Origin of the sequence: Microbacterium sp. F2E (assembly GCF_020905435.1) — a bacterium.
Taxonomy (GTDB): domain Bacteria; phylum Actinomycetota; class Actinomycetes; order Actinomycetales; family Microbacteriaceae; genus Microbacterium; species Microbacterium lacticum.
Genome location: NZ_JAJJIB010000001.1, coordinates 385,959 through 411,095, shown reverse-complemented (window position 1 = coordinate 411,095; position 25,137 = coordinate 385,959). Strand labels below are relative to the sequence as shown.

Below are 25,137 nucleotides of genomic sequence, written 5' to 3'. Positions count from 1 at the left end.
GAGCGTGCGGGCGTCGCAGGTTCCCCTGCCGCGGTTGCCGCAGGCCGCGGGGCGCTCGGCCGACATCCTCGGCATTCCCGTGGTGCGCCCGAAGATCGTCGAGACGACCGCCCTCGGCGTCGCTTATGCCGCCGGGCTCGCCGTGGGGGTGTGGGGCTCGCTCGACGAGCTGCGCGCGCACTGGCAGGAGGACGTGCGCTTCGAGCCGCGGATGAGCGCCGACGAACGCAGCCGTCGGTACCGGCAGTGGAAGAAGGCGGTCGCCACATCGATCGACTGGGTCGACGACGACGCGCGCATCCTCATGGGCACGACCGACTGAGCCGTCTCTCGCGGCTACTTCAGCAGCCGCGAGAGTCGGCGGTCGGCGAGCAGCTTGCCGCCGGTCTGGCACGTCGGGCAGTACTCGAGCGAGTTGTCGGCGAAGAACACCGACCGCACCTCGTCGCCGCACACCGCGCACGCCTCGCCGCGGCGACCGTGCACGGCCATGCCGCGCCGCTTGGCGTCCTTGAGGTCGGCGGGCGGGCGGCCGGATGCCTGGGCTACCGCGTCGGTCAGCGTCGAGCGGAGCGCGGCGTACAGCCGGTCGATCTCGGCGTCGTCGAGGCCGGCCGCGAGCGCGTACGGCGACATCTTCGCGGCGTGCAGGATCTCGTCGGAGTAGGCGTTGCCGATCCCCGCGACGATCGACTGGTCGCGGAGGACGCCCTTGATCTGGGTGCGGCGCCCGGCGAGGATCCCCGCGAGCACGTCGCGGGTGAAGTCGTCGCCGAGCGGGTCGGGGCCGAGCCGCGCGATGCCCGGCACCTCGTCGGGGCGGCGCACGACGTAGACGGCGAGCGACTTCTTGGTGCCCGCCTCGGTGAGGTCGAACCCCGAGCCGTCGTCGAAGCCCACGCGGAGCGCGATCGGGGTCTTCCCCGGCCGGATCACCGTCGCCGGCAGCTGCTCGTACCAGCGCAGCCAGCCGGCCTTGGCGAGGTGGAAGACGAGGTGGAGGGGAGTGGTCGTGGCGGGTGTGTCGTCCGGGGCATCCGTGTCGTCCGGCGCGTCCGTGGTCTCCGGGGCATCCGTGGCCTCCGTCTGCACGTCGATGAACTTGCCGTGCCGCGTGACACCGACGACCGTCGTGCCCTTCAGAGCGTCGAGGGGCGGGTCGTAGGTCTTGAGGGCCGCGATGTTCGCGAGCGTCGCCTTCGTGATCGCGTGCCCGACGGTGCGCTCGGCGAGGAAGTCGACGAGCCCCTGCGCCTCGGGCATCTCGGGCATGCCGCCATCCTGCCACGCGGCTGTGACACGCGGGCGGGTGCGGCGGTGCCGTCAGGGGATCGGCCAGGTCTGCGGGGTGCGGTCGTCGGTGGCGAGGAGCGCCGCCGACCAGCCGTCCTCGCGCCCGTCCGAGCCGATCAGCGCCGCGCGCCGGACGCCTTCGAAGCGGAAGCCGAGCCGCTCGGCCACGCGCGCCGACGCGGTGTTGCCGACGACCGCGTGCCATTCGATGCGCGCCAGGGCGGCGCCGTCGGCGGAGAACCCCCAGTCGAGCGCGGCGCGCGCCGCCTCGGTGAGCCGCCCGCGCCCGCGCGCCGGCGCGGCGAGCCAGTAGCCGAGCTCGCCCGAGCCCTTGCCGTCGACCCGGTACAGCCCGACGATCCCGACGAGCACGCCCTGCTCGCGCACGGCCCACGACAGGCGGTCGCCGGTCTGCCAGCCGGCGCGGGTCGCGGCGATGAGATCGTCGGCGTCCGCGCGCGTGAACGGCGTCGGCACCGAGGTGTACCGCTGCACCGCGGGATCCTGCCCCGCCGCGAACAGCGCCTCGGCGTCGCCCTCCGTGAGCACCGACAGCTCGAGCCGGAGCGTCCGCAGCACAACCGGTTCCATCCCGCCGAGCCTATCCCCCTCGCCCGGTTCCCCCGCCCCCTCCTTCCGCTCGGGCGTACCGTTTGCAGGATCACTGCGCTCTCGTGGGCGGGCCCGCCGCGTGATTCCGCGGCACCGCTCGTCGCGAGTGTGGTCTGGTCCTGCAAACGGGTACAGCGCGCGGTCTGACGCCGCTGGCGTCGCCTCCTCCCCAACAGCAGCTTCGGCCGATCCCTCCCCAGATGGTCGGATCTGGCCGCCACGGCGCCGCGCTCGGCGCCACACTCGCGGGCATGACGACCGACTACCTCACTCGAGCGGAGCTGCGCAGGAGCGGCCTCACGCGCAGATCGATTCAAGACGCGGTGCGCTCCGGCGCACTCATCCATGTGCGCCGTGACCGATACCTGACCGTGGAAGCAGACGACATGTACGTGCGCGCCGTGCGCGTCGGCGGGCGCCTGACCTGTCTGTCGCTGCTCGGAGCGCTCGGCGTCTTCGTGCTCGAGAACCGCGCGCTGCACGTGCACATCGATCCCCGCGGAAGCAGACTGCGCGACCCTGCCGATCGCCGTCGTCGACTGCGGTTGGCGGCTGCCGAGATATCCCTCCACTGGTCTGCGCTCCTTGAGCCGGTCGGTCAGGCCTGCACCGTTTCGGTCGTCGACGCCGCGGCGCACGCGATCCGGTGTCAGCCGCCGCGCGCCGCCGTCGCGACGCTCGACAGCCTGCTGAATAGGGGTCTCCTCACGCGCTTCGACCTGCGGAGGATCTTCGCTGCGCTCCCGGCTCGGTTCGCCGTGCTGGAGCATCTCGTCGACCCACGCGCCGAATCCGGCCCGGAGACGTTCGTGCGACTGCTTGCCCGATCACTCGGTTGCGAGATCGCCCTGCAGGTGAGGTTCGATGGCATCGGCCGCGTCGACCTGGTGCTCGACGGGTGGTTGGTCGTCGAGTGCGACAGCAAGGAGTTCCACTCCGACTGGGCGCAGCAGGCGCGCGATCGCGAGCGCGACGCGGCGCTCGCCGCCCTCGGCTACACAAGCCTCCGCTTTACGGCCGCGATGATCATGTATCGCCCCGACGACGTGCTCGCCGCCCTGCGCGGTCTGCTCGCCGCCCACCGCACGCACTGACGGTCGGGCGCGCCGAAGGCTGGGAACTCGCGCGCTGTCGCGGGCACTTTTGCAGGATCACTCGCCCCAAACGGGTCTTCTCGGCTGTGACTGACGGCGTGTCGTGTGGTCTGATCCTGCAAACGGTACACAGGGAAGGGGGCGGGGACGGGGGGCGACGGCGCGGCAGCGGCGCGGCAGGGGCGGGGCAGCGGCGCGGCAGGGGGTCAGCGGCGGCGGAGCAGGCCGACCTTGTCGTAGACGTCGGCGAGTGTCTTCTCGGCGACCTCGGCAGCGCGGTCGGCGTTGGATGCCAGCACCCGGTCGAGCTCGGCGGGGTCGGCGAGGAGGGCGAGCGCCCGCTCGCGCACGGGGCCGAACTCGGCGACGACGACCTCGGCGAGGCCCTTCTTGAAGTCGCCGTATCCGCGCCCGGCGTACTCGTCCTCGATCGCCGGGATCTGCCGGCCGGTCAGCGCCGCGTAGATCGTGAGCAGGTTCGACACGCCGGGCTTGTTCTCCCGGTCGTAGCGCACCGTGCCGTCGCTGTCGGTGACGGCACGCATGACCTTCTTCGCCGAGACCGCCGGGTCGTCGAGCAGCCACAGCACCCCGGCATCCGACTCCGCCGACTTCGACATCTTCGCCGTCGGGTTCTGCAGGTCGTAGATGCGCGCGGTCTCCTTCTGGATCACCGGGATCGGCACCGTGAACGCGGTGCCGTAGCGCGCGTTGAACCGCTCGGCCAGGTCGCGCGTCAGCTCGACGTGCTGCTTCTGGTCATCGCCGACCGGCACGATGTCGGTCTGGTACAGCAGGATGTCGGCCGCCATCAGCACCGGGTACGTGAACAGGCCCACGTTCGTCTGATCGGCGCCGTAGCGGGCCGACTTGTCCTTGAACTGCGTCATCCGCCCGGCCTCGCCGAAGCCGGTGATCGTCGACAGCACCCACTGCAGCTCGGTGTGCGCGGGCACGTGCGACTGCACGTACAGCGTCGAGCGCGACGGCTCGATGCCCGCGGCGATGTACTGCGCGGCGGTGCGGCGGGTCTTCTCGCGGAGCTCCGCCGGGTCGTTCGGCTGGGTGAGGGCGTGGAGGTCCACGACGGAGAAGAATGCGTCGTAGGCATCCTGCAGCTCGCGCCACTGCAGGAGCGCACCGATGTAGTTGCCGACCTGGAGGGAGTCGGCAGACGGCTGCATTCCGGAGTAGAGGCGAGGCTTGGTCACCGCTCCAGTCTACGGAGGCGCCGGATGCCTCAGAACGCGTAGTCGGCGATGACGGGGGCGTGGTCGCTCCAGCGGGTGTCCCACGAGGGGGCGCGCACGACGCGGTAGTCCACGACCCGTTCCGCGAGCGCGGGGGTCGCCAGGTGGTAATCGATGCGCCAGCCGGTGTCGGTGTCGAACGCCTTGCCGCGGTTCGACCACCACGTGTACGGCCCGTCGACCTCTCCCGCGAAGCGGCGCCCGACGTCGACCCAGCCGAGGCCGGTGCCCGTCGACCCGTCGACGCCCTCGACCTCTTCGCCCGCCGCGCCGGTGAACCGGTCGAAGTAGGCGCGCTCGCGCGGCAGGAAGCCCGCCTTCTTGACGTTGCCCTTCCAGTTGCGGATGTCGAGGGTGCGGTGCCCGACGTTCAGGTCACCGGTGATCACCGCGTGCTCGCCGAGCAGGGGCATCCGCGCCGTCATCGCGTCGAGGAAGGCGTACTTCGCGTCCTGCTTCGGGGTGCCGTCCTCGCCGGTGTGCACATAGGCGCTCACGACGGTGACCCTCCGGCCGGCGACCTCGATGTCGGCCTCGACCCAGCGCCCGCGCGAGTCGAGCGTCTCGTCGCCGAGCTCGATCCGCCAGATCTCGAGCGGCTCGCGCGCGGCGATCGCGACGCCCGCGCGGCCCTTGGCGAGGGCCTCGTCGTTCACGATGTGCCAGCCCGGGAGGGCGGCGGCGAGATCGGATGCCTGGGCGCGCACCTCCTGCAGGGTCAGGACATCGACGTCGGCGGCATCGAGCCACGCGCTCATCCCCTTGCGGACGGCGGCGCGGATGCCGTTGACATTGACGGAGGCGAGGCGAAGGCGGGGGGAAGAGGATGAATCGATGGGCACCGCAAAAGCCTAATCACGACCGCCGACACGAGCCTCGCGTCACCCGAACAGGTCGGTATGCCGCTGCGACGCGGGCGCGGGCGCCGCCGCCTCGACCTCGGCGAGCTCCGCCTCGGCCTCGCGCACCGCCCGCGTCGCGGCGAAGCGCCGGTACCAGGGGGCGTCGGCGCGGTCGTCGCGCGCCGTGCGCAGGCGCACCTGCGCGGCCAGCAGCAGCGCGGCGTGCTCCTCGCGCAGCCGGTCGGCGTCGCTGAGGTACGCGAGCGGCTCGTCCTCGTCGCTCGCCGCGACGGCGATCCACGAGGCGGAGACGAGGATGATGATCCCGATCACGCGGAACCACAGCAGGAGGCCGATGAAGATCGTGAAGGTCGCCAGCAGCGGGTTGCTCGGGGTGTAGCGGAGCACCCAGCCGGCACCGAGCTGCAGCACGGTCAGCGCGATGCCGCCGAAGAGCCCGCCGGGGCGGATCCGTCGCCAGGTGAGCGACGTGCCGGTGAGGAAGCGGAACAGCAGCGCCAGCGCCCCGGTGAACACGGCGACGGACACGAGGATCGACACGAGCCCGAGGCCGAGGCGATACCAGCCGGAGGCGGTGCTCCAGCCGAGCAGCGAGAAGATCCAGCCAAGCGCCCAGGTGCCCGCGAAGCTGACGGCCGAGCCGAGCACCAGCGCGATCCCGAACAGCAGCGCCGCCACGAAGTCGCGCGCCTTCAGCAGCACGTACGAGCGGTCGTCGAAGGGCAGTCCGAAGATGTCGCGCACTGCGCGGCGGGTGAAGGTCACGAACCCGATCGAGGTCCAGATCGCGGTGAGCACCGCGATGACACCGGTGACGGCCAGCACGCCCGTCGATCCGGTCGCGATCTCGGTGACCTGCTCGGTCGTGAACACCCCGCCCTGACCCTCCGGGCGGATGAGCCCGGGGATGTACGAGTCGATGATCGCGATGAGGCCCTGCACGGCGGCAGGGCTGCCGCCGAGCCACAGACCCACGCCCGCGAACGCGACGTAGATCACCGCGAAGAAGGAGAACAGCGCCTGATAGCTCACCCCCGCCGCGAGAAGGAACCCGTTGTGCTGCAGGAAGTGCCGCCACACCCGCACCGGGAAAAGCGCGAGCGTCTTGCGCGTGATCTCCGTCGCGGCGTTCAGCGGCGCGTCGAATCGCTCCCGCAGGGATGCCTGGGTGCTCTCCCAGCGCTCGCGCAGCCACTCCTCTTCCGCGCGCGCCGAATCGGCCGCGGCGCGGGCGGAGAAAGGGTGTTCGCTCACGTCGTCAGGATAGCGAGACGGCGCAGCGGGCTCAGTGGCGGAGGATCGCCTGCTTGACCTCGGCGATCGCCTTGGTGACCTCGATGCCGCGCGGGCACGCCTCGGTGCAGTTGAAGGTCGTGCGGCAGCGCCACACGCCTTCCTTGTCATTGAGGATGTCCAGGCGGACGTCGCCCGCGTCATCGCGCGAGTCGAAGATGAAGCGGTGCGCGTTGACGATCGCGGCGGGGCCGAAGTACTGGCCGTCGGTCCAGAACACGGGGCAGGACGAGGTGCACGCGGCGCACAGGATGCACTTCGTGGTGTCGTCGAAGATCGCGCGCTCGGTGATCGACTGGATGCGCTCCTTGCCCGGCTCGGGCTTCGAGTTCGCGATGAGGAACGGCTGCACCTCGCGGTACGACGCGAAGAAGGGCTCCATGTCGACGATGAGATCCTTCTCCAGCGGCAGGCCCTTGATCGCCTCGACGTAGATCGGCTTCGAGATGTCGAGGTCCTTGATCAGCGTCTTGCAGGCCAGCCGGTTGCGGCCGTTGATGCGCATCGCGTCCGATCCGCAGATGCCGTGCGCGCACGAGCGGCGGAAGGTCAGCGAGCCGTCGACCTCCCACTTGATCTTGTGCAGCGCGTCGAGCACGCGGTCGGTCGGGTAGAGCTCCACGTCGTAGTCGACCCAGCGCGGCTCGGCGTCGACCTCAGGGTCGAATCGGCGGATGTTGAAGGTGACGAGATACGACTGGATGGGGGCCTCGCCGGTCGATTCCACGACGGCGGCATCGTCGGCGACGAGCGTCATCAGTACTTCCTCTCCATCGGCGGGTAGTTCAACTCGCCCGCCTCGTTCTTCGTGAACACGACCGGCTTCCAGTCCAGGCGGATGTGGTCCTCGGGGTCGGGCGAGTGCGGGTCGCCCGTGAGGTACGCCATCGTGTGCTGCATGTAGTTCTCGTCGTCGCGGTTCTCGTAGTCCTCGCGCATGTGGCCGCCGCGGCTCTCCTTGCGGTTGCGGGCGGCGTAGGCGACGATCTCGGCGAGGTCGAGCAGGAAGCCGAGCTCGACGGCCTCGAGCAGGTCGGTGTTGAACCGCTTGCCCTTGTCGTCGACGTGGATGTTCTTGTACCGCTGACGCAGGTCGTGGATCGTGCCCAAGACGCTCGTCAGGGTCTCCTCCGTGCGGAAGACCTGCGCGTTGGCATCCATCTCCTCCTGCAGCGTCTTGCGGAGGACGGCGATGCGCTCGGTGCCGGGGTTGTTGCGCAGGCCCTCGAGCATCTCGCGGACCTCCTTCGCCGGGTCCTCGGGAAGCGGCACGAAGTCGGCCGTCTGGACGTACTCGACGGCGTTTCGGCCGCTGCGCTTGCCGAACACGTTGATGTCCAGGAGCGAGTTCGTGCCGAGACGGTTGGCTCCGTGCACCGAGACGCACGCGCACTCGCCGGCGGCGTACAGGCCCGGCACGACGGTGTCGTTGTTCTGCAGCACCTCGCCGTTGTTGTTGGTGGGGATGCCGCCCATGGCGTAGTGCGCCGTCGGCATGACCGGGACGGGCTCGGTCACCGGGTCGACGCCGAGGTAGGTGCGGGCGAACTCGGTGATGTCGGGGAGCTTCGTCTCGAGCACCTCGGCACCCAGGTGCGTGCAGTCGAGGTAGACGTAGTCCTTGTGCGGGCCGGCGCCGCGGCCCTCGAGCACCTCTTTGACCATGCAGCGGGCGACGATGTCGCGGGGCGCGAGGTCTTTGATCGTCGGGGCGTAGCGCTCCATGAAGCGCTCACCCGAGGCGTTGCGAAGGATCGCGCCCTCACCGCGGGCGCCCTCGGTGAGGAGGATGCCGAGACCCGCGAGGCCGGTCGGGTGGAACTGGAAGAACTCGATGTCCTCGAGCGGCAGACCCTTGCGCCACACGATGCCGACGCCGTCGCCCGTCAGGGTGTGGGCGTTGGAGGTCGTCTTGTAGATCTTTCCGAACCCGCCGGTCGCGAAGATGACGGCCTTGGAGTGGAAGACGTGCAGATCACCGGTCGCGAGCTCGTAGGCGACGACGCCGGCGACCTGGGTGTTGCCGTCGTCGTCCTTCACGGTGATGAGGTCGAGCGCGTAGTACTCGTTGAAGAAGTTGATGCCGAGCTTGACGCAGTTCTGGAACAGCGTCTGCAGGATCATGTGGCCCGTGCGGTCCGCGGCGTAGCAGGCGCGACGGACGGGCGTCTTGCCGTGGTCGGCGGTGTGTCCGCCGAAGCGGCGCTGGTCGATCTTGCCCTCGGGGGTGCGGTTGAACGGCAGACCCATGTTCTCGAGGTCGATGACGGCGTCGATCGCCTCCTTGGCGAGGATCTCCGCGGCATCCTGGTCGACGAGGTAGTCGCCGCCCTTGACGGTGTCGAAGGTGTGCCACTCCCACGAGTCCTCTTCGACGTTGGCGAGCGCGGCGGCCATGCCGCCCTGCGCGGCGCCGGTGTGCGAGCGGGTCGGGTAGAGCTTCGTGATGACGGCGGTGCGGGCGCCGGGGCCCGCCTCGATCGCGGCACGCATGCCCGCGCCGCCGGCGCCGACGATGACGATGTCGAACTCGTGGTAGTACACACCGTCCCGCAGGACGGCTTCGGGATGCGCGGTGGTCGCGGTGCTCACGTCAGGGATGCCTTCGTCTTCTTCTTCGTCGTCGTCTCGAGAACGCTCAGGATGCCGCTCAGGCGGCCGAGCACATCTCGATCAGCCAGTCGGTCGTCGAGTTCTCGATGCCCAGGCACGGGTCGAACGTGAAGACGACCAGGGTGCCGAGGAGGATGAGGAACCCGGCGGCGATCCACAGTGCCCAGACGAGAACCTTCCGGGTCGTCGCGCCGGTCACATAGTCGTTCACGATCGTGCGCATGCCGTTGGCGCCGTGGATGAGGGCGAGCCAGAGCATCAGCACGTCCCACCACTGCCAGAACGGGCTCGCGAACTTGCCGGCGACGAACGCGAAGTCGATGCCGTGGATGCCCTCGCCGAGCATGAGGTTCACGAAGAGGTGCCCGAAGATGAGCACGACGAGCAGCACACCCGAGATGCGCATGTACAGCCAGCCGAGCTTCTCGAGGTTGCGCCCCCGGCCGCGCGGGCGCGGGGAGCGCGGCGCGGCGATGTCGGCGAGGTGCGCGTCGAGCTCGCGCTCCTGAGCATCGTGGACGAAAGACATCAGTGCCCCCCTCCCACGTTCGAGAAGACGTTGATGAGGTGGCGCGGCGCGAAGCCGGCGAGGGTCACGGCCCAGAGGCCGATCACGCCCCACCACAGCTGGCGCTGGTGGCGCGTCGCCCACGGCCACAGGTCGACCGCGATGATGCGCAGACCGTTGAAGGCGTGGTAGGCGATCGCCGCGACGAGCGCGACCTCGCCGAGGCCCATGATCGGGTTCTTGTACGTGCCGATGACCGCGTCGTACGCCTCGGGGGAGAGGCGGATGAGCGCGGTGTCGAGCACGTGCACGAGCAGGAAGAAGAAGATGGCGATGCCGGTGATGCGGTGCAGGACCCACGACCACATGCCCACGTTGCCGCGGTACAGCGTGCCGCGCGGGTACTTCGACGTGGTCTGGGCTACCGACGGTGTGACGCGTGCTGGTGCAGACACGGTCGTCCTCCCTTGGTGTGAACGGACACCTCGCTACGGCGGGGGCCGGGGCCGGCCGGGGCTCCGGCCGTGACCGGGGGCCCATCTCGTCGCACACAGGTGCCCTCTCATCCTAGGTCGCCCCGCCGCGGGGCGGCGAGGAAGGCCACCCTAAGTTCTCTCGATGTCGAGACAATCCGTACGAATCCCCTTTCTTTCGGAAGGGTCCCGGCGTTCTCCCGGGTGCGCGCCCGCGCCCTCGGTAGGCTCGGGGCATGGCTTCACCGATCGACGACTTCTACGCCGTGATCCCCGCGGGAGGCGTCGGCAGTCGCCTCTGGCCCCTCTCCCGGGCGGACGCCCCGAAGTTCCTGCACGACCTCACCGGCTCCGGGCACTCGCTGCTGCGCGATACATGGGACCGCCTCGAGCCGCTGAGCGGGCCCGACCGCATCGCGGTGGTCACCGGCCGCGCGCACCGCGCCGCCGTCGAGGATCAGCTGCCCGGCATCGCCGACCACAACGTCATCCTCGAGTCCGAGCCCCGCGACTCCGCCGCCGCGATCGGGCTCGCCGCCGCGATCCTGCACCGCCGCGAACCCGACGTGATCATCGGATCGTTCGCGGCCGACCACGTCATCCGCGGCACGCGCGTGTTCGAGTTCGCGGTGCGCGACGCCGTCGAGGTCGCCCGCGAGGGCTACATCTGCACCGTCGGCATCGCCCCCTCCGAGCCCGCCGTCGGGTTCGGCTACATCAAGCGCGGGCCGGAGCTCATCGTCGACGGCGCGCGGGATGCCTCGCTCGTCGAGCGCTTCGTCGAGAAGCCCGACCTCGACACGGCCAAGCAGTACCTCGCCGACCGCGATTACCTGTGGAACGCCGGCATGTTCATCTCGCGCGCCGACGTGCTGCTGGCCGAGATCGCGGCGAACAACCCCGAACTGCACGCCGGCCTCGTCGAGCTCGCCGAGGCGTGGGACGACCGCGACCGCCGCGGCCCGGCGGTCGACCGCATCTGGCCGACGCTGCCGAAGATCGCGATCGACTACGTCGTCGCCGAGCCCGCCGCCGATAAGGGCCGGCTCGCGGTCGTTCCCGGCCACTTCGACTGGGACGACGTGGGCGACTTCGCGAGCCTCGCGAAGCTCAACTCCGGCGGCCGCAAGAACGACCTCGCGATCCTCGGCGAGAACGCCCGCATCCTCTCCGACGCGGCGAGCGGCATCGTCGTCAGCCACACGAAGCGGGTCATCAGCCTCATCGGCGTGAAGGACATCGTCGTCGTCGACACCGCCGACGCGCTGCTGGTGACCACGAGCGAGCACGCGCAGCGGGTGAAGGGCGTGGTGGATGCCTTGAAGCTCACCGGCCGGGGAGACGTGCTCTGACGCGGCTTTCCCGCGGGATCATTGCGTCTTTGTAACCATTGCGTTGCACGGGCCCTCCCGGCGTGCAAACGGGTCGTCACAATAGGTAATTTCGATGCGTGCGCCCGCGAGATCCGCGTGCCCATCAATGTGGAGGCTGCATTGACCATCTCGACCACCAAGAAGCTCGCCGGCATCACCGCCGCGGCCGGGCTCATCATCGCTCTCGCCGGCTGTGGCTCGGCGCCTGACTCGGACTCGACCGGATCGGCCGCCGCGGGCGGCGCCGTGGACGGGTTCCTGCCCTGCCTCGTCTCCGACGCCGGCGGCTGGAACGACAAGTCGTTCAACGAGTCGGCGAAGAACGGCATGGACAAGGCAGCCAAGGAGCTCGGCGTGACGCCGCTCGAGTTCGAGTCGAAGAACGACAACGACTACGCGCCGAACATGCAGCAGGCCATCGCCGAGGGCTGCTCGCTCGTCGTCGCCGTCGGCTTCAAGCTCGCCGCGGCCACGATCGAGTCGGCCAACGCCAACCCCGACCTCAGCTTCGCGATCATCGACGACTATGCGGACGCCGACTTCGACGGCAAGCCCGACGCTCCGAACATCAAGCCGCTCGTCTTCAACACGGCCGAGGCGGCCTACCTCGGCGGCTACGCCGCGGCCGCGTGGTCGGCGCAGGCCGGCGTCAACAAGGTCGGCACCTTCGGCGGCATGCAGATCCCCTCGGTGGCGGTCTTCATGGACGGCTACGAGCTCGGCGTGAAGAAGTACAACGAGGAGAAGGGCGCGAACGTCCAGGTCGCCGGATGGGACAGCACCACCCAGGAGGGTCTGTTCACGGGCGGCTTCGACGCGAACGACACCGCGAAGCAGACCGCTCAGAACCTCCTCGACCAGGGCGTCGACGTCATCCTGCCCGTCGGCGGCCCCGTCTACAAGAGCGCCGCGGCGGCCATCAAGGACAGCGGCAAGGACACCCTCATGCTCGGCGTCGACACCGACCTCGCCGTCGCCGACCCGTCGGTCGCCGACATCACCCTCGTCTCGATCATGAAGGCGATCGACGTCTCGGTGTACGACACCACCATCGCCGCCTCCAAGGGCGACTTCGACCCGACCCCGTACGTCGGCACGCTGAAGAACGAGGGCGTCAAGCTCTCGAGCTTCCACGACTTCGAGTCGAAGCTTCCCGCCGGTCTCACCGACGAGCTGAAGAAGCTGCAGGACGACATCATCGCCGGCACCATCAAGGTCGAGTCGAAGAACTCGCCGGCCGGTTCGTGATCTGACCCTGTCTGCCCTCGGGGCGAGCAGCCGCGTGCTGCTCGCCCCGAGTGGCGTCCGGTCACCCCCCAGCCAGAGAACCGACCCAGGTAGGGTTTTGATATGAAGCTCGAGCTCCGCGGAATCACCAAGAGATTCGGCAGCCTCGTCGCCAACGACCACATCGATCTCGTGGTCGAACCGGGAGAGATCCATGCTCTCCTCGGTGAGAACGGTGCCGGCAAGTCCACGCTGATGAACGTGCTGTACGGCCTGTACCGCGCCGACGAGGGCGAGATCCTCCTCGACGACGTGCCGCAGCACTTCCGCGGCCCCGGCGACGCGATGGCGGCCGGCATCGGCATGGTGCACCAGCACTTCATGCTGATCCCCGTGTTCACCGTCGCCGAGAACGTCATGCTCGGGCACGAGGAGACGAAGGCGTTCGGCCGCCTCGACCTGAACGCGGCGCGCAAGCACGTGCGCGAGGTCGCGCAGCGCTTCGGCTTCGAGATCGACCCGGATGCCCTGGTCGGCGACCTCCCCGTCGGCGTGCAGCAGCGGGTCGAGATCATCAAGGCGCTCTCCCGCGACGCGAAGGTGCTCGTCTTCGACGAGCCGACCGCGGTGCTCACCCCGCAGGAGACCGACGAGCTGATGGCGATCATGCGCCAGCTGCGCGACGAGGGGACATCCATCGTCTTCATCACCCACAAGCTGCGTGAGGTGCGCGAAGTCGCCGACCGCATCACCGTCATCCGGCTCGGCAAGGTCGTCGGCGAGGCATCTCCCGAAGCCACCAACGCCGAGCTCGCCTCGCTCATGGTCGGCCGCGCCGTCGAGCTGACCGTGCAGAAAAACCCCCCGCACCTGGGCGAGGGCGGTCTCGAGGTGCGCGACCTGCGCGTGCTCACGCACACCGGCGCGATCGTCGTCGACGGCGTCTCGTTCGACGTGCGACCGGGCGAGATCCTCGCCGTCGCGGGCGTCCAGGGCAACGGCCAGACCGAGCTCGTCGAGGCCATCGTCGGCCTCGCCCCCCGCGTCGAGGGATCGATCAGCCTCGACGGCACCGAGCTCGTCGGCAAGAGCGTGCACGCGATCCTCGGCGAGGGCGTCGGGTTCGTGCCCGAGGACCGCAAGATCGACGGTCTCGTCGGCGGGTTCTCGGTGGCCGAGAACCTCATCCTCGACCGCTCGTCCGACCCCGCCTTCGCCCGCGCGGGCACGCTCCGTCGCAGCGCGCTGGACTCGTTCGCGCGTGATCGCATCACCGAGTACGACATCCGCACGCAGGGCCCGCAGACCGCCGCGGGAACCCTCTCCGGCGGCAATCAGCAGAAGGTCGTCATCGCCCGCGAGATGAGCCGGGACCTGCGCCTCCTCGTCGTCGCCCAGCCGACCCGTGGCGTCGACGTCGGCTCGATCGAGTTCATCCACAAGCGCATCATCGAGACGCGCGACGCCGGTATCCCCATCATCGTCGTCTCCACCGAGCTCGACGAGGTGACCGCGCTGGCCGACCGGATCGCCGTGATGTATCGCGGCACCGTCGTCGGCATCGTGCCCGGCGACACGCCCCGCGACACCCTCGGCCTCATGATGGCCGGCGAGACCGAACCGGAGGTGGCCGCGTGAGCGAGTCGACACCCACGCACGAGGTCGAGCACAGCGCCCGCCCCGAAGACACCCCGCGGGCGGTCGGGCCGCTGTTCGGCGACGAGCCGCCCACCCGCGGCGCGGTGTTCCTGCGCGAGCTGATGCGCGGCAGCGCCGTCACCACGATCCTCGCGATCGTGCTCGCCCTGCTCGTCGGCGGCGTGCTGATCGCCCTGACCAATGAGGACGTGCAGACGGCCGCAGGATACTTCTTCTCGCGCCCCGGCGACACGTTCGCCGCGATCTGGAACTCGGTCGCCGGCGGCTACGAGGCGCTCTTCCGCGGCGCCGTGTTCAACCCGAAGGGCAACGACTTCGCCGCGCAGATCCGCCCGCTCACCAACTCGCTCGGGTTCGCGGCGCCGCTGATCGCCGCGGGGCTCGGCGTGGCGCTCGCGTTCCGCGCCGGCCTGTTCAACATCGGCGCGCGCGGCCAGATGCTCATCGGCGCGATGTTCGCGGGGCTGTTCGCGTTCAACCTGGACCTGCCGATGTGGATCCACCTGCCCCTCACCCTCCTCGCCGGCATCGTCGGCGGGGCGCTCTGGGGCGGCCTGGTGGGCCTCCTGAAGGCCAAGACCGGGGCGCACGAGGTGATCCTCACGATCATGCTCAACTACGTCGCGTTCTACCTGCTGCTGTGGATGCTGCGGACGCCGGGCCTCCTGCAGGCCGAGGGCAGCAACCAGCCGCAGACCCGCCCGACCCCCGAGTCGGCGCAGTTCCCGAACCTGCTCGGCGCACAGTTCCCGAATCTCGACTGGGGCTTCGTCGTCGTGATCGCCGCGACCGTCTTCGTGTGGTGGCTGATCGAGCGCTCGAGCCTCGGCCTGCGACTGCGCGCGCTCGGCGAGAACCCACACGCCGCGCGTGCAGCGGGCATGAGCGTAGACCGGCTCTACATCTACGCGATGCTCTTCGCCGGCGGCCTCGCGGGGCTCGCGGCGATGAACCAGATCCAGGGCACCGTGACGAGCGGCTTCGGCGCCACGATCGACGCCGGCATCGGCTTCGACGCGATCACGGTCGCGCTCCTCGGACGCAGCCGCGCGGGGGGCACCTTCGCCGCTGGCATCCTGTTCGGCGCCCTCAAGGCGGGGTCGTTCTCGATGCAGGCGCAGGGCATCCCCGTCGACATCGTGCTCGTCGTGCAGTCGCTGATCGTGCTGTTCATCGCGGCGCCGCCCCTGCTGCGCGCCGTGTTCTTCCTGCCCAAGACCGATGCCGAGAAGGCCGCCGCCGCGCGCGCCAAGGCGGCCAAGAAGGCGGTGGCCGCATGAGCGCCCCGGTTCCCGAGACCTCCGCGGCCGGCGGCCGCCCGGCCGACCCGGCGACGGGTCAGCCCGCCGCGCAGATCGAGAAGCTCGACGGCACGATCCAGCTCGCCGTCGTGAAGGAGCGCCACTTCAAGGCGCCCATCGTGCTCGCCGTCGTCACGGTGCTGCTCGCTCTGCTGTTCGCCTTCGCGCCGCGCGACGGGGTGTCGACCTTCCGCCTCGGCGACCCGTCGCAGTCGTTCGCACTGCCCGACATCGACGTGCCGACCGCCGCCACCGCCTGGGCGGTCTGGGCGGTGCTCGTCGTCCTGACCCTCCTCGCCCTGTGGATGGCGTGGTCGTACCGGCGGCAGCCGCTGTGGCTCACGATCGCCTTCAGCGTGCTGGGCGTGTTCGCGTTCCTCGTCTGGGCAGGCGCGGGCGGTCTCGTGCCCGTGCCGAGCCTGCTGTTCGGCGCGGTGTCGCTGTCGGTGCCGCTCGTCTTCGGTGCCCTGGGCGGCGTGATCGGCGAACGGGTCGGCGTCGTGAACGTCGCGATCGAAGGTCAGCTGCTGCTCGGCGCGTTCTCGGCGGCGCTGCTGTCGAGCATGACCGGCAACCCGTTCGTGGGTCTGCTCGGCGCCATGCTCGGCGGTGTGCTGGTCGCCTTCGTGCTCGCCGCCTTCGCGATCAAGTACCTGGTCGACCAGGTGATCGTCGGCGTCGTGCTGAACGTGCTCGTCACGGGCCTCACCGGCTTTCTCTACGGGGCGCTCCTCGTGCCGAACGAGCAGCAGCTCAACCGGCCCGAGCGCTTCGGCCGCATCCAGATCCCGGGCCTCAGCGAGATCCCCGTGATCGGCCCGGTGCTGTTCAACCAGACCTTCATCGTCTACCTGATGTTCGTCACCGTCGCGCTCGTCGCGTGGGGCCTCTACCGCACCCGGTGGGGCCTTCGGCTGCGCGCCGTCGGCGAGCACCCGCAGGCGGCCGACACCGTCGGCATCAAGGTGAACACGTCGCGCTTCTGGAACGTGTCGCTCGCGGGCGCCATCGCCGGTATCGGCGGGGCGTACTTCACGCTCGTCTCGGTGCCCCAGTTCGGCAAGGACATGACCGCGGGCCTCGGCTTCATCGCCCTCGCCGCCGTCATCTTCGGCCGGTGGGACCCGATCCGCGCCGCGCTCGCCGCGCTCCTGTTCGGCTTCGCGACCAACCTGCAGAACCTGCTGACGATCCTGAAGACGCCGATCCCCAGCGAGTTCATGCTCATGCTGCCCTACGTCGTGACGATCCTCGCGGTGGCCGGTTTCGCCGGCCAGATACGCGGGCCCGCGGCATCCGGCAAGCCCTATATCAAGGAGTGACAGCCCCGATGACCGACATCGATTGGGACGAACTGCGCCGCGTGGCCACGGATGCCATGGCGCGCGCCTATGCGCCCTATTCGCGCTACAAGGTGGGCGCCGCGGCGCTCGTCGGCGACGGCCGCATTGTGGCTGGCTGCAACGTCGAGAACGCCTCGTACGGCGTGGGACTGTGCGCGGAGTGCGCGCTCGTCGGCGACCTGCACATGTCGGGCGGCGGCCAGCTGGTCGCGTTCGTGTGCGTCAACGGCGCGGGCGAGACGATCATGCCGTGCGGCCGGTGCCGCCAGCTGCTCTACGAATTCGCGCTGCCGGGCATGCTGCTCGAAACCGTCTCCGGCATCCGCACGATCGACGAAGTCCTGCCGGATGCATTCGGCCCTCGCGACCTGGAGGCCGCACGATGACCGCGCCCGAACCGTTCGACGCGGTCGACGTCATCCGCATCAAGCGCGACAAGGGCCAGGTGCCCGAAGACGCCCTGCGCTGGATGGTCGACGCGTACACGCGCGAGTACGTCGCCGACTCGCAGATGGCGGCGTTCGCGATGGCGGTGCTGCTCAACGGCATGACGCGCGAGGAGATCCGCGTGATGACCGACGCGATGATCGCCTCGGGCGAGCGGATGAGCTTCGCCGGCCTCGGCAAGCCCACCGTTGACAAGCACTCCACCGGAGGCGTCGGCGACAAGATCACCCTGCCGCTCGCGCCGCTCGTCGCCTCGTTCGGCGTCGCCGTGCCGCAGCTCTCCGGCCGCGGCCTCGGCCACACCGGTGGCACGCTCGACAAGCTCGAGTCGATCCCCGGCTGGCGCGCCGCCCTCTCGAACGACGAGATCTTCGAGCAGCTGCGCGGCGTCGGGGCGGTCATCTGCGCCGCCGGCACCGGGCTCGCCCCCGCCGACAAGCGGCTCTACGCCCTCCGCGACGTCACCGGCACGGTCGAGGCGATCCCCCTGATCGCCTCGAGCATCATGTCGAAGAAGATCGCCGAAGGCACCGACGCGCTCGTGCTCGACGTGAAGTTCGGCGGCGGCGCGTTCATGCGCGACGTCGACATGGCGCGCGAGCTCGCCCGCACGATGGTCGCCCTCGGCACCGACTCGGGCGTCGCGACGACGGCGCTCCTCACCGACATGAACACCCCGCTCGGGCTCACGATCGGCAACGCCAACGAGGTGCGCGAATCGGTCGAGGTGCTCGCCGGCGGCGGCCCCGCCGACGTCGTCGAGCTGACCGTCGCCCTCGCCCGCGAGATGCTCGCCCTGGCGGGGCATCCGGACGCCGACGTCGAGAAGGCGCTGCGCGACGGGCAGGCGATGGATGCCTGGCGCGAGATGATCCGCGCGCAGGACGGCGACCCCGACGCGCCCCTGCCGACCCCGCGCGAGACCCACACCGTGCTCGCGCCCGCCTCGGGTGTGCTCACGCGCCTCGACGCGCTGCCCTTCGGCGTGGCCGCCTGGCGCCTCGGCGCCGGCCGCGCGCGGGCGCAGGACCCGGTCATCCACTCGGCGGGCATCGACCTGCACGCCAAGCCCGGCGACGAGGTGCGCGCCGGTCAGCCGTTGTTCACCTTGCTCGCCGATGATGACAACCGGTTCGGCCGCGCCCTCGACGCGCTCGAGGGCGCGTGGGAGATCGGGGCGGATGCCCCGGCATCCACGCCGCTGGTTCTCGAACGCATCACCGCCTGACCTGACTTCACCTCTCTGCCGCACACCCCTCAAGGAGCCCCTATGGCCATCGATCAGCACGGCGACGCGAAGCTGGACGGCGTCTCGATCCGATCGCTTCCGAAGGTGTCGCTGCACGACCACCTCGACGGGGCGCTGCGGCCGCAGACGATCATCGAACTCGCCGACGAGATCGACCTCGACGTGCCCGAGGGCGACGCCGACGACCTGGCCGACTGGTTCGAGGACCAAAGCGACTCGGGCTCGCTCGTGGAGTACCTGAAGACGTTCGACCTCACCACCGCGGTCATGCAGAGCGCCGACGGTCTGCGCCGCGTCGCGCGGGAGTTCGTCGAGGATCTCGCCGCCGACGGCGTGATCTACGGCGAGGTGCGCTGGGCTCCCGAGCAGCACCTCGGCGGAGGGCTGTCGCTCGAAGAGGCCGTCGAAGCCGTGCAGGAGGGCATCGAAGAGGGCGAGGACGCGGTTTCGGGCACGGGCCGCGACATCCGGGTCGGCCAGCTGATCACGGCGATGCGCCACACCGACCGGTCGCTCGAGATCGCCGAGCTGGCCGTCGACTTCCGCGGCCGCGGCGCGGTCGGCTTCGACATCGCCGGCCCCGAAGACGGCTTTCCCGCCTCGAACCACCGGGCCGCGTTCGACTATCTGGCGGAGCACTTCGTTCCCGTGACGGTGCACGCCGGCGAGGCGGCCGGGCTCGACTCGATCCGATCGGCGCTCATCGACGGGCGCGCGCTGCGCCTCGGCCACGGCGTGCGCATCGCCGAAGACCTCGAGGTGGTGCAGCAGAAGGGCGACGAGGTGCTCGTCACCTTCGGCGACCTCGCCCGTTGGGTGCGCGACCGCGAGATCCCGCTCGAGCTGTCGCCGTCGTCGAACCTGCAGACCGGCGCGATCTCGCGCTGGGGCACCGGGCTCGAAGACCACCCGTTCGACCTGCTCTACCAGCTGGGGTTCGCGGTCACCGTGAACGTCGACAACCGCACGATGAGCCGCACCTCGCTCACCCGCGAGCTGGCGCTGCTCGCCGAGACGTTCGACTACCGTCTCGAAGACCTCGAGGCGTTCCAGCTGAACGCCGCCGCGGGGGCCTTCCTCTCGGTCGAAGAGCGCGAGGAGCTCATCGAGCTGATCGGCGAGGGCTTCTCCGCCTGACCCGTGGCTGCTCGGGGCGGTGTTGCGGCAGAACTCCTCCGATTCGCCGTCGGTTGCTCTGCTTCGGCGCTCAACCGGGGACGTACCGAGCGATTCGAAGGAGTTCTGCCGACGCGGCGGTGGAGCAGAACTCTGCGCAGGTCGTCTTTGACGGCGTCGGGGGCACGGAAGATGTCCTCGGCGACCAGACGGATCGTCGTGTACCCCAACGCGGCGGCGGCGACGTCGCGACGGAGGTCGCGGACCCGCTGTTCCCAATCGCTGTGATGGGCACGGCTGTCGCATTCGACGATGAGCCACCCGTCGACCACGTGATCCACTCGGCCGACGCCGGGAATGACCACCTGCACCTCGACCTGCGCGCCGAGCACGCGTAGCATCACGCGGACGATCGACTCCGAGCCTGCCTCAGCCCGACGCTCCAGAAAGGGCCGCAGGGCCCCGAAGCGTCGCGGCAGACGCTGAAAGACCGCGGCGATGCCCTCCTCGTTCACGAACCCTTGATGCCATGCGCTGTCGAGCGTCGCGATCGCGATCGGCGGTGTCTGACACCGGCACGCTTGAGCGAGTGCGTCGATGAGGGGTGCAGCGAGGGAGTTTCGATCCGACTCCGACCGTCTCCAGTGCGCCACCACGGACGTGTCGCGGGGAGGCAGACGGCTCGATCCTGCCTCGATCTGGACGTGCATCGGCCCGCGCCGATCGCCGGTGAACACGCCGAGGAGGGCCAGGAGCGACACACAGTCCAACCGTGCGCGATGTCTGCCCGCCGCGACGAGTTGCGCAGGGCAGTCCGTCCCGACGAGTCTGCCGTTGGCGAGTCGAATCAGCCGGCCGGCGGCAACGAGGCGCGCAATCGCGTGGCGGCGCAGCCCCTGGCGCGCGAGCTCGGTGGGCGTGAGGAAGGTCGCGTTCAAGACGGCACCGGCGACCACGGCAACGCTCTCGTCCATGCCATCCAGTGGACGCGATCAGGGCCGAACCTCTGGACGTGAACGACGAAATTGTGTGGGGAATCACGAATCGGCCGCTTGTGGAGGAGTCGGCAGAACTCCTCCGATTCGGTCGGAACGACCTTTGATCGGTGTCCGTTCGGGTCGATCGGGTGCGGATCGAAGGAGTTCTGCCGCTGCCGGTCGCGGCGGGCAACGGCGCCAACGGCCGGGTCGCGACGGGCAACGGCGCCAACGGCCGGGTCGGGGCGGGCAACGGCGCCAACGGCCGGGTCGGGGCGGGCGGATGTCGCCCGCGGCGGCGTCAGGGCAGGCGGGACGCCAGTTCGCCGACTTGATCCGTGACGACGGCGCGGACTTCGGCGTCGGTCGCCGTCGGGGTGCCGTCGCCTGGATGCGCGCCGTAGTCGCCGAACGAGGCGTGCGAGGCGTGCGAGGCGCCCGGGATCTCGATCATCGTCGCGTCGGCGGGCAGCAGGTGGCGGGCGTCGGCGATCATCTGCGGGGTCGACAGCCCGTCCTCCGACCCGGCGAGGCTCAGCACGGGCAGCGCCGACCCCGACAGGTCGTTCGCGCAGTACGAGGCAAAGAGCACGAGGGCGCCCGCATCGGATGCCAGCTGGCAGGCCCTCACCCGCCCAGCGAGTGGCCGCCCACCATCCACGTCCCGACATCGGGCGCCAGACCGGTGAAGGTCGACAGCGGTCGCAGGTCGAAGAACGCGAGGTTCAGCCCGGGCGTCGTGATGACGACGGCCAGCCCGTCGTCGGTGACGAGCCCCGAGAGGAGCGCCGCGTACGCCCACGGATCGACTTTCGCACCGGGGATGAACACGAGCGCCGTGCCCGTCGCGCCCTCACCCGGGGCGGGAGCGAGCACGATTCCGGCGCCGTCGTCGGCGATCGCGATGCGGTCGTCGGCGCGCACCGCCGCGAGCGGGTCGGGCTACGCCGCCATGACCCCGACCTGGCCGTAGACGACGACGCCGACCACGGCGGCGGCGATGATCGCACCGAGCGTGCCGAGAGTCCAGCGCAGGATCCGGCGTCCCCGCGAGCGCTTCTTCGTGACCGCCGCACTCGACGTCCAGCCGGGACCGGTCACCCGAGACCGGTCACCCCGTGACCGGTCAGCCGAGTTCCGCCTGCCGGGCGCGCACCACCTCGACGATCGCGGGGAAGAGCGGATGCCCCTCTTCGAGGCCGGTCACCGACGCCGTGAACGCGGCGGCCTCCCGTCGCGCAGGCGTCGCTGCATCTCCACCGACTGCTCGTCCTCCGGCACGTCGAACTCGAGAGCGGCGCCCATCGCGGCAACCAGGGCCGTGGTCGGCAGCCCCCGTTCGGCGGCGGACGAGGCGGGAGAGACGAAGCGTTCGTTCCGCGACAGCTTGCGCAGCGGCTGGCGGCCCACCCGCTCGACCGTGTCGGGGAGCGCGGGGTTCGCGAAACGGCGGAGGATCGTCGCGCGGTAGTCGGCGAGCTCCGTGGCATCCAACCCGTGCACGGCCTCGAGCAGGGCCGACGTCTCCTCGAGGGTCGCCGACACCTTCGCGGCGATCGCCGGCTCGGTGAGCGCGCCGGGGATGTGCGGGGGAGTGTCGCCGAAGGGATGCCTCTCGATCGCCCACTCGTAGAACGGCTCGACCGTGACATCCACCCCCTCGCCGGGCGGCTGGGCGGGGACGATCCGGTCGGCGGCGGTGTTCGCGAAGACGGCGCGCGCCGACACGGCATCCCACCCGTCGCCGGCCTGCTCCCGCATCTCGTCGCGGAGGAGGTCGGTCGCGTTGATCCCGTTCTCGCACGCCATGATCTGCAGCGGCGGTGCGGAGGGATCGCGCAGGGCCAGTCCCGCGATGATGTGCGGCGCGACGAAGCGCAGGATGGTCGGTCCGACCGCGGTCGTCACGACGTCGGCGGTGGACACCTCGTCGATGACGGCCTGCGCGTCGGCGGAGCTGTCGATGGCGCGGAACCCGGTGACGACCGTGTCGGTGCCCCCGTCGCCTACCTCGTGCACCGTGTACCCGCCCTCGTGCAAGAGCAGACCGACAAACCCGCGGCCGATGTTGCCGGCGCCGAAGTGGACGGCTTTCATGGTGCGCCTCAGCCGTTCACCGACGAGAGCTGCGCGAGCAGCTCTTCGGGGGTGGCCGCCGCCTTCAGCCGCGCGACGTCGTCGTCCTCGGAGAAGATGAGCGCGATCTGCGACAGGATCTCGAGGTGCTCGTCGCCCTTGCCGGCGATGCCGACGACGAACGACACGTTCTGGCCGTCCCAGTCGACGCCGCCGTCGTAGCGGACGAACGACAGCGCCGAATCGAGGATCGCGTCCTTCGTCTCGTTCGTGCCGTGCGGGATGGCGAGCTCGTTGCCCATGTAGGTCGACACGGCCTCCTCGCGCTGCAGCATGGCGTCGTAGTACGCCGCGGTGACGGCCCCGGCATCCTGCAGGATCTGCGCCGCCTCACGCATCGCCTCGTCTTTGGTCGCGGATCCGGGGTGGATGCGGATCTGTTCGATGGTCAGGACGCTCTGCGCCACGGTGTCGCTCCTTGTCTGAGTCGCTGTGCGGGGGGAAGGGGTCCGCGGCCCGACAGGAATGTGCCGAACCGTTGCACGCCGACGCGCGCGCGGTTCACCCCTCCCGTCGCTCCTGTGGTGGTGGACGCCGTCGTCATGTCGAACTCCTTCGAGTGGTGTCCAGGTGACGCTCGGGTGGCTCGGTGCCGCGACTACGCGGCGTTCTCAGCCGCAGCCTGTGCTGCGGCTCGGGCAGAGGCCGCGTCGTCGGCGGCGAGGGCGGCCTCGGCGATGCGCTGGGCGTCGGCGAGGGTGTGCTGCAGCAGCGAGGCGCGCACGTCGGCGAGCGCGGTGGGCGCCATCGACAGGCTCGTCGCGCCGAGGCCGACGAGCACGACCGCGAGGAGCGGGTCGGCGGCCGCCTCGCCGCAGATGCCGACGGGCTTGCCGTTGACGTTGCCGCCGTCGGCCGTCATCTTGATGAGCGTCAGCACCGCGGGATGCCACGGGTCCTGATACGACGCCACCGAACCCAGTAGCCGGTCGGCGGCGAGGGTGTACTGCGTGAGGTCGTTGGTGCCGATCGAGGCGAAGTCGGCGATCTCGAGGTGGCGACGCGCCTGGATCGCCGAGGCGGGCACCTCGACCATGATGCCGGCGGTCTTGATGCCGTACTCCTTCGCGATGGTGACGAAGTACTGGGTCTCCTCGACCGTCGACACCATCGGCGCCATCACCCAGAGGTCCGCCTCGGTCGCTTTGTCGGCGTTCGCGAGGGCGGTGAGCTGCTCGCGCAGGATGTCCTCGCTGGCGCGCAGCGCGCGCAGGCCTCGCAGCCCCAGGGCGGGGTTGTCCTCGTGGGCGTCGTTGAGGAAGGCGAGCGGTTTGTCGGCACCGGCGTCCAAGACCCGCACGACCACTTTCTTGCCGGGGAACGCCTTCAGCAGCTCGGTGTACGACGCGGTCTGCTCCTCGACCGTTGGGGCCTGCGACGCCGAGAGGAAGAGGAACTCGGTGCGGAACAGGCCCACGCCCTCCGCGCCCAGCTCGACCGCTTCGGCGGCGTCGGCGGGCTTGCCGAGGTTCGCGAGCAGCGGCACAGCGGTGCCGTCCTTCAGTGCACCCGGCGTGATGGGAGCCGAGGCCGCGGCGGCGCGCGCGTCGGCGCGGTGCTGCGCGGCGGCGAGCTCCTCGGCGGTCGGCGACGAAATGACGACGCCCTTCGCGGCATCCACGATCACCGTCTCGCCGTCGACGAGGTCCTTCGCCGCCGCCACGCCGACGACCGCGGGGATCGACTTCTCGCGGGCGAGGATCGCGGTGTGCGACGTGGGACCACCGTCGGTCGTGACGAGCGCGAGCACCTTGTCGAGGTCGAGCAAGGCCGTGTCGGCGGGCGCCAGGTCTTTCGCGACGAGCACGAAGGGATGCCCCGGGTCGGGCACGCCGGGCGCGGGCAGCCCGCGCAGGCGCGCGATCACGCGCTGGGCGACGTCGTCGAGGTCGGCGGCGCGCTCGCCGAGGTATCCGCCCATCGCGGCGAGCTGGTCGCGGAAGCTGGCGAAGGCGTCGTAGACGGCGAACTCGCCCGTTTTGCCGGCGTTGACGCGGGTCGACACTTCGGCATCCAGGGTCGGGTCCTCGGCCATCATGGCCTGGGCCTCGAGCACCTCGCGGGCCATGCCGCCCGCCTTCTGCCCGCGCTCTTCGAGCTCGCGGGCGACCGCGGCGACGGCCTCGCGAACCCGGGCGAGCTCTTCGTCGGGGGTGCGGGTGCTGGGGGCGTCCTGGGGGGCGGGGGACGGCTCCGCCATGCGGGCCACGGGCCCCTGGGCGACACCGAGTCCGATGCCCACTCCGCGCAGTTCGGTCATGTCCGTGCTCTCCTTCGATTCAGTTGTCGTGCGAGGGGTCTTCGTGTCGA

The 25,137-nt window shown here is 70.2% G+C and carries 22 protein-coding genes and 3 pseudogenes; 10 read left to right on the top strand and 15 right to left on the bottom strand.

Features of this window, described 5'->3' with window-relative positions; translation table 11 throughout:
* Nucleotides 1–58: 58 nt before the first annotated feature.
* A pseudogene (locus tag LOK55_RS01955) lies at nucleotides 59–322 on the top strand (glycerol kinase); the annotation flags it as partial.
* A gap of 14 nt (nucleotides 323–336) precedes the next feature.
* Here the strand turns inward: LOK55_RS01955 and LOK55_RS01950 are convergent.
* Together LOK55_RS01950 and LOK55_RS01945 are read right to left on the bottom strand one after the other, a co-directional pair.
* On the bottom strand, nucleotides 337–1,272 hold the full coding sequence (locus LOK55_RS01950) for an Fpg/Nei family DNA glycosylase (protein WP_229934005.1): 936 nt from the start codon (nucleotides 1,270–1,272) through the stop codon (nucleotides 337–339).
* Between the two features lie 51 nt (nucleotides 1,273–1,323).
* On the bottom strand, nucleotides 1,324–1,884 hold the full coding sequence (locus LOK55_RS01945; RefSeq protein ID WP_229934004.1) for a GNAT family N-acetyltransferase: 561 nt from the start codon (nucleotides 1,882–1,884) through the stop codon (nucleotides 1,324–1,326).
* A 272-nt stretch (nucleotides 1,885–2,156) separates the two neighbouring features.
* Between LOK55_RS01945 and LOK55_RS01940 the strand changes: the two genes are divergently transcribed.
* On the top strand, nucleotides 2,157–2,999 hold the full coding sequence (locus LOK55_RS01940) for an endonuclease domain-containing protein (protein WP_141378939.1): 843 nt from the start codon (nucleotides 2,157–2,159) through the stop codon (nucleotides 2,997–2,999).
* A 206-nt stretch (nucleotides 3,000–3,205) separates the two neighbouring features.
* On the opposite strand, the gene trpS is transcribed toward LOK55_RS01940, so the two are convergent.
* From trpS to sdhC, 7 genes are read right to left on the bottom strand one after another with little or no spacing between them, the layout of a single operon-like run.
* Nucleotides 3,206–4,210, bottom strand: coding sequence for a tryptophan--tRNA ligase (gene trpS / locus LOK55_RS01935; protein ID WP_308066623.1), 1,005 nt, complete (start codon nucleotides 4,208–4,210; stop codon nucleotides 3,206–3,208).
* Nucleotides 4,211–4,239: 29 nt separating this feature from the next.
* Nucleotides 4,240–5,091 carry an exodeoxyribonuclease III gene (locus LOK55_RS01930; RefSeq protein WP_229934003.1) on the bottom strand — a complete coding sequence of 284 codons (852 nt, stop codon included), beginning with the start codon at nucleotides 5,089–5,091 and terminating at the stop codon, nucleotides 4,240–4,242.
* 39 nt (nucleotides 5,092–5,130) lie between these two features.
* Nucleotides 5,131–6,366: a YihY/virulence factor BrkB family protein gene (locus LOK55_RS01925; protein WP_229934002.1), complete on the bottom strand. Its 1,236-nt coding sequence runs from the start codon at nucleotides 6,364–6,366 to the stop codon at nucleotides 5,131–5,133.
* 31 nt (nucleotides 6,367–6,397) lie between these two features.
* Nucleotides 6,398–7,162: a succinate dehydrogenase iron-sulfur subunit gene (locus LOK55_RS01920; RefSeq protein ID WP_229934001.1), complete on the bottom strand. Its 765-nt coding sequence runs from the start codon at nucleotides 7,160–7,162 to the stop codon at nucleotides 6,398–6,400.
* Nucleotides 7,162–8,997 carry a succinate dehydrogenase flavoprotein subunit gene (gene sdhA / locus LOK55_RS01915; RefSeq protein WP_196383138.1) on the bottom strand — a complete coding sequence of 612 codons (1,836 nt, stop codon included), beginning with the start codon at nucleotides 8,995–8,997 and terminating at the stop codon, nucleotides 7,162–7,164. Before sdhA ends, LOK55_RS01920 begins: the two co-directional genes overlap by 1 nt.
* 58 nt (nucleotides 8,998–9,055) lie before the next feature.
* The gene (locus LOK55_RS01910; protein WP_229934000.1) at nucleotides 9,056–9,547 is read right to left on the bottom strand and encodes a succinate dehydrogenase hydrophobic membrane anchor subunit; all 492 of its coding nucleotides are present in this window, start codon (nucleotides 9,545–9,547) and stop codon (nucleotides 9,056–9,058) included.
* The gene (gene sdhC / locus LOK55_RS01905) at nucleotides 9,547–9,981 is read right to left on the bottom strand and encodes a succinate dehydrogenase, cytochrome b556 subunit (protein WP_229933999.1); all 435 of its coding nucleotides are present in this window, start codon (nucleotides 9,979–9,981) and stop codon (nucleotides 9,547–9,549) included. Before sdhC ends, LOK55_RS01910 begins: the two co-directional genes overlap by 1 nt.
* Nucleotides 9,982–10,235: 254 nt before the next feature.
* On the opposite strand from sdhC, the gene LOK55_RS01900 reads away from it, so the two are divergent.
* From LOK55_RS01900 to LOK55_RS01865, 8 genes are all read left to right on the top strand, one after another.
* Entirely contained in the window at nucleotides 10,236–11,351 is a 1,116-nt protein-coding gene (locus LOK55_RS01900) for a mannose-1-phosphate guanylyltransferase (RefSeq protein WP_229933998.1), read from the top strand.
* A 141-nt stretch (nucleotides 11,352–11,492) separates the two neighbouring features.
* On the top strand, nucleotides 11,493–12,620 hold the full coding sequence (locus LOK55_RS01895; RefSeq protein WP_229933997.1) for a BMP family protein: 1,128 nt from the start codon (nucleotides 11,493–11,495) through the stop codon (nucleotides 12,618–12,620).
* Nucleotides 12,621–12,722: 102 nt separating this feature from the next.
* Complete coding sequence (locus LOK55_RS01890) at nucleotides 12,723–14,237, top strand: ABC transporter ATP-binding protein (protein WP_229933996.1); 1,515 nt, start codon at nucleotides 12,723–12,725, stop codon at nucleotides 14,235–14,237.
* Nucleotides 14,234–15,538, top strand: coding sequence for an ABC transporter permease (locus LOK55_RS01885; RefSeq protein ID WP_374107597.1), 1,305 nt, complete (start codon nucleotides 14,234–14,236; stop codon nucleotides 15,536–15,538). Before LOK55_RS01890 ends, LOK55_RS01885 begins: the two co-directional genes overlap by 4 nt.
* The gene (locus LOK55_RS01880) at nucleotides 15,535–16,881 is read left to right on the top strand and encodes an ABC transporter permease (protein WP_229933995.1); all 1,347 of its coding nucleotides are present in this window, start codon (nucleotides 15,535–15,537) and stop codon (nucleotides 16,879–16,881) included. Before LOK55_RS01885 ends, LOK55_RS01880 begins: the two co-directional genes overlap by 4 nt.
* An 8-nt stretch (nucleotides 16,882–16,889) precedes the next feature.
* Nucleotides 16,890–17,288 (top strand): cytidine deaminase, encoded by a 399-nt coding sequence (locus LOK55_RS01875; RefSeq protein WP_229933994.1) that lies wholly within the window; start codon nucleotides 16,890–16,892, stop codon nucleotides 17,286–17,288.
* Entirely contained in the window at nucleotides 17,285–18,577 is a 1,293-nt protein-coding gene (locus LOK55_RS01870) for a thymidine phosphorylase (protein WP_229933993.1), read from the top strand. The genes LOK55_RS01875 and LOK55_RS01870 overlap by 4 nt, the downstream gene beginning before the upstream one ends.
* Nucleotides 18,578–18,619: 42 nt before the next feature.
* Nucleotides 18,620–19,735, top strand: a complete 1,116-nt coding sequence (locus tag LOK55_RS01865; RefSeq protein ID WP_229933992.1) for an adenosine deaminase — start codon at nucleotides 18,620–18,622, stop codon at nucleotides 19,733–19,735.
* Here LOK55_RS01865 and LOK55_RS01860 read toward each other — a convergent pair.
* From LOK55_RS01860 to ptsP, 6 genes and pseudogenes are all read right to left on the bottom strand, one after another.
* Nucleotides 19,621–20,688: an endonuclease domain-containing protein gene (locus LOK55_RS01860; RefSeq protein WP_229933991.1), complete on the bottom strand. Its 1,068-nt coding sequence runs from the start codon at nucleotides 20,686–20,688 to the stop codon at nucleotides 19,621–19,623. The two genes, LOK55_RS01865 and LOK55_RS01860, sit on opposite strands and share 115 nt — an antisense overlap.
* Before the next feature lie 304 nt (nucleotides 20,689–20,992).
* Nucleotides 20,993–21,522 (bottom strand): annotated as a pseudogene (locus LOK55_RS01855) (alpha/beta hydrolase).
* 111 nt (nucleotides 21,523–21,633) lie between these two features.
* The gene (locus tag LOK55_RS01850) at nucleotides 21,634–21,792 is read right to left on the bottom strand and encodes a hypothetical protein (RefSeq protein WP_229933990.1); all 159 of its coding nucleotides are present in this window, start codon (nucleotides 21,790–21,792) and stop codon (nucleotides 21,634–21,636) included.
* Between the two features lie 25 nt (nucleotides 21,793–21,817).
* Nucleotides 21,818–22,788 (bottom strand): annotated as a pseudogene (locus LOK55_RS01845) (mannitol-1-phosphate 5-dehydrogenase).
* A gap of 8 nt (nucleotides 22,789–22,796) precedes the next feature.
* Nucleotides 22,797–23,234 carry a PTS sugar transporter subunit IIA gene (locus LOK55_RS01840; RefSeq protein WP_229933989.1) on the bottom strand — a complete coding sequence of 146 codons (438 nt, stop codon included), beginning with the start codon at nucleotides 23,232–23,234 and terminating at the stop codon, nucleotides 22,797–22,799.
* 191 nt (nucleotides 23,235–23,425) lie between these two features.
* On the bottom strand, nucleotides 23,426–25,087 hold the full coding sequence (ptsP, locus tag LOK55_RS01835; protein ID WP_229933988.1) for a phosphoenolpyruvate--protein phosphotransferase: 1,662 nt from the start codon (nucleotides 25,085–25,087) through the stop codon (nucleotides 23,426–23,428).
* Nucleotides 25,088–25,137: the final 50 nt, after the last annotated feature.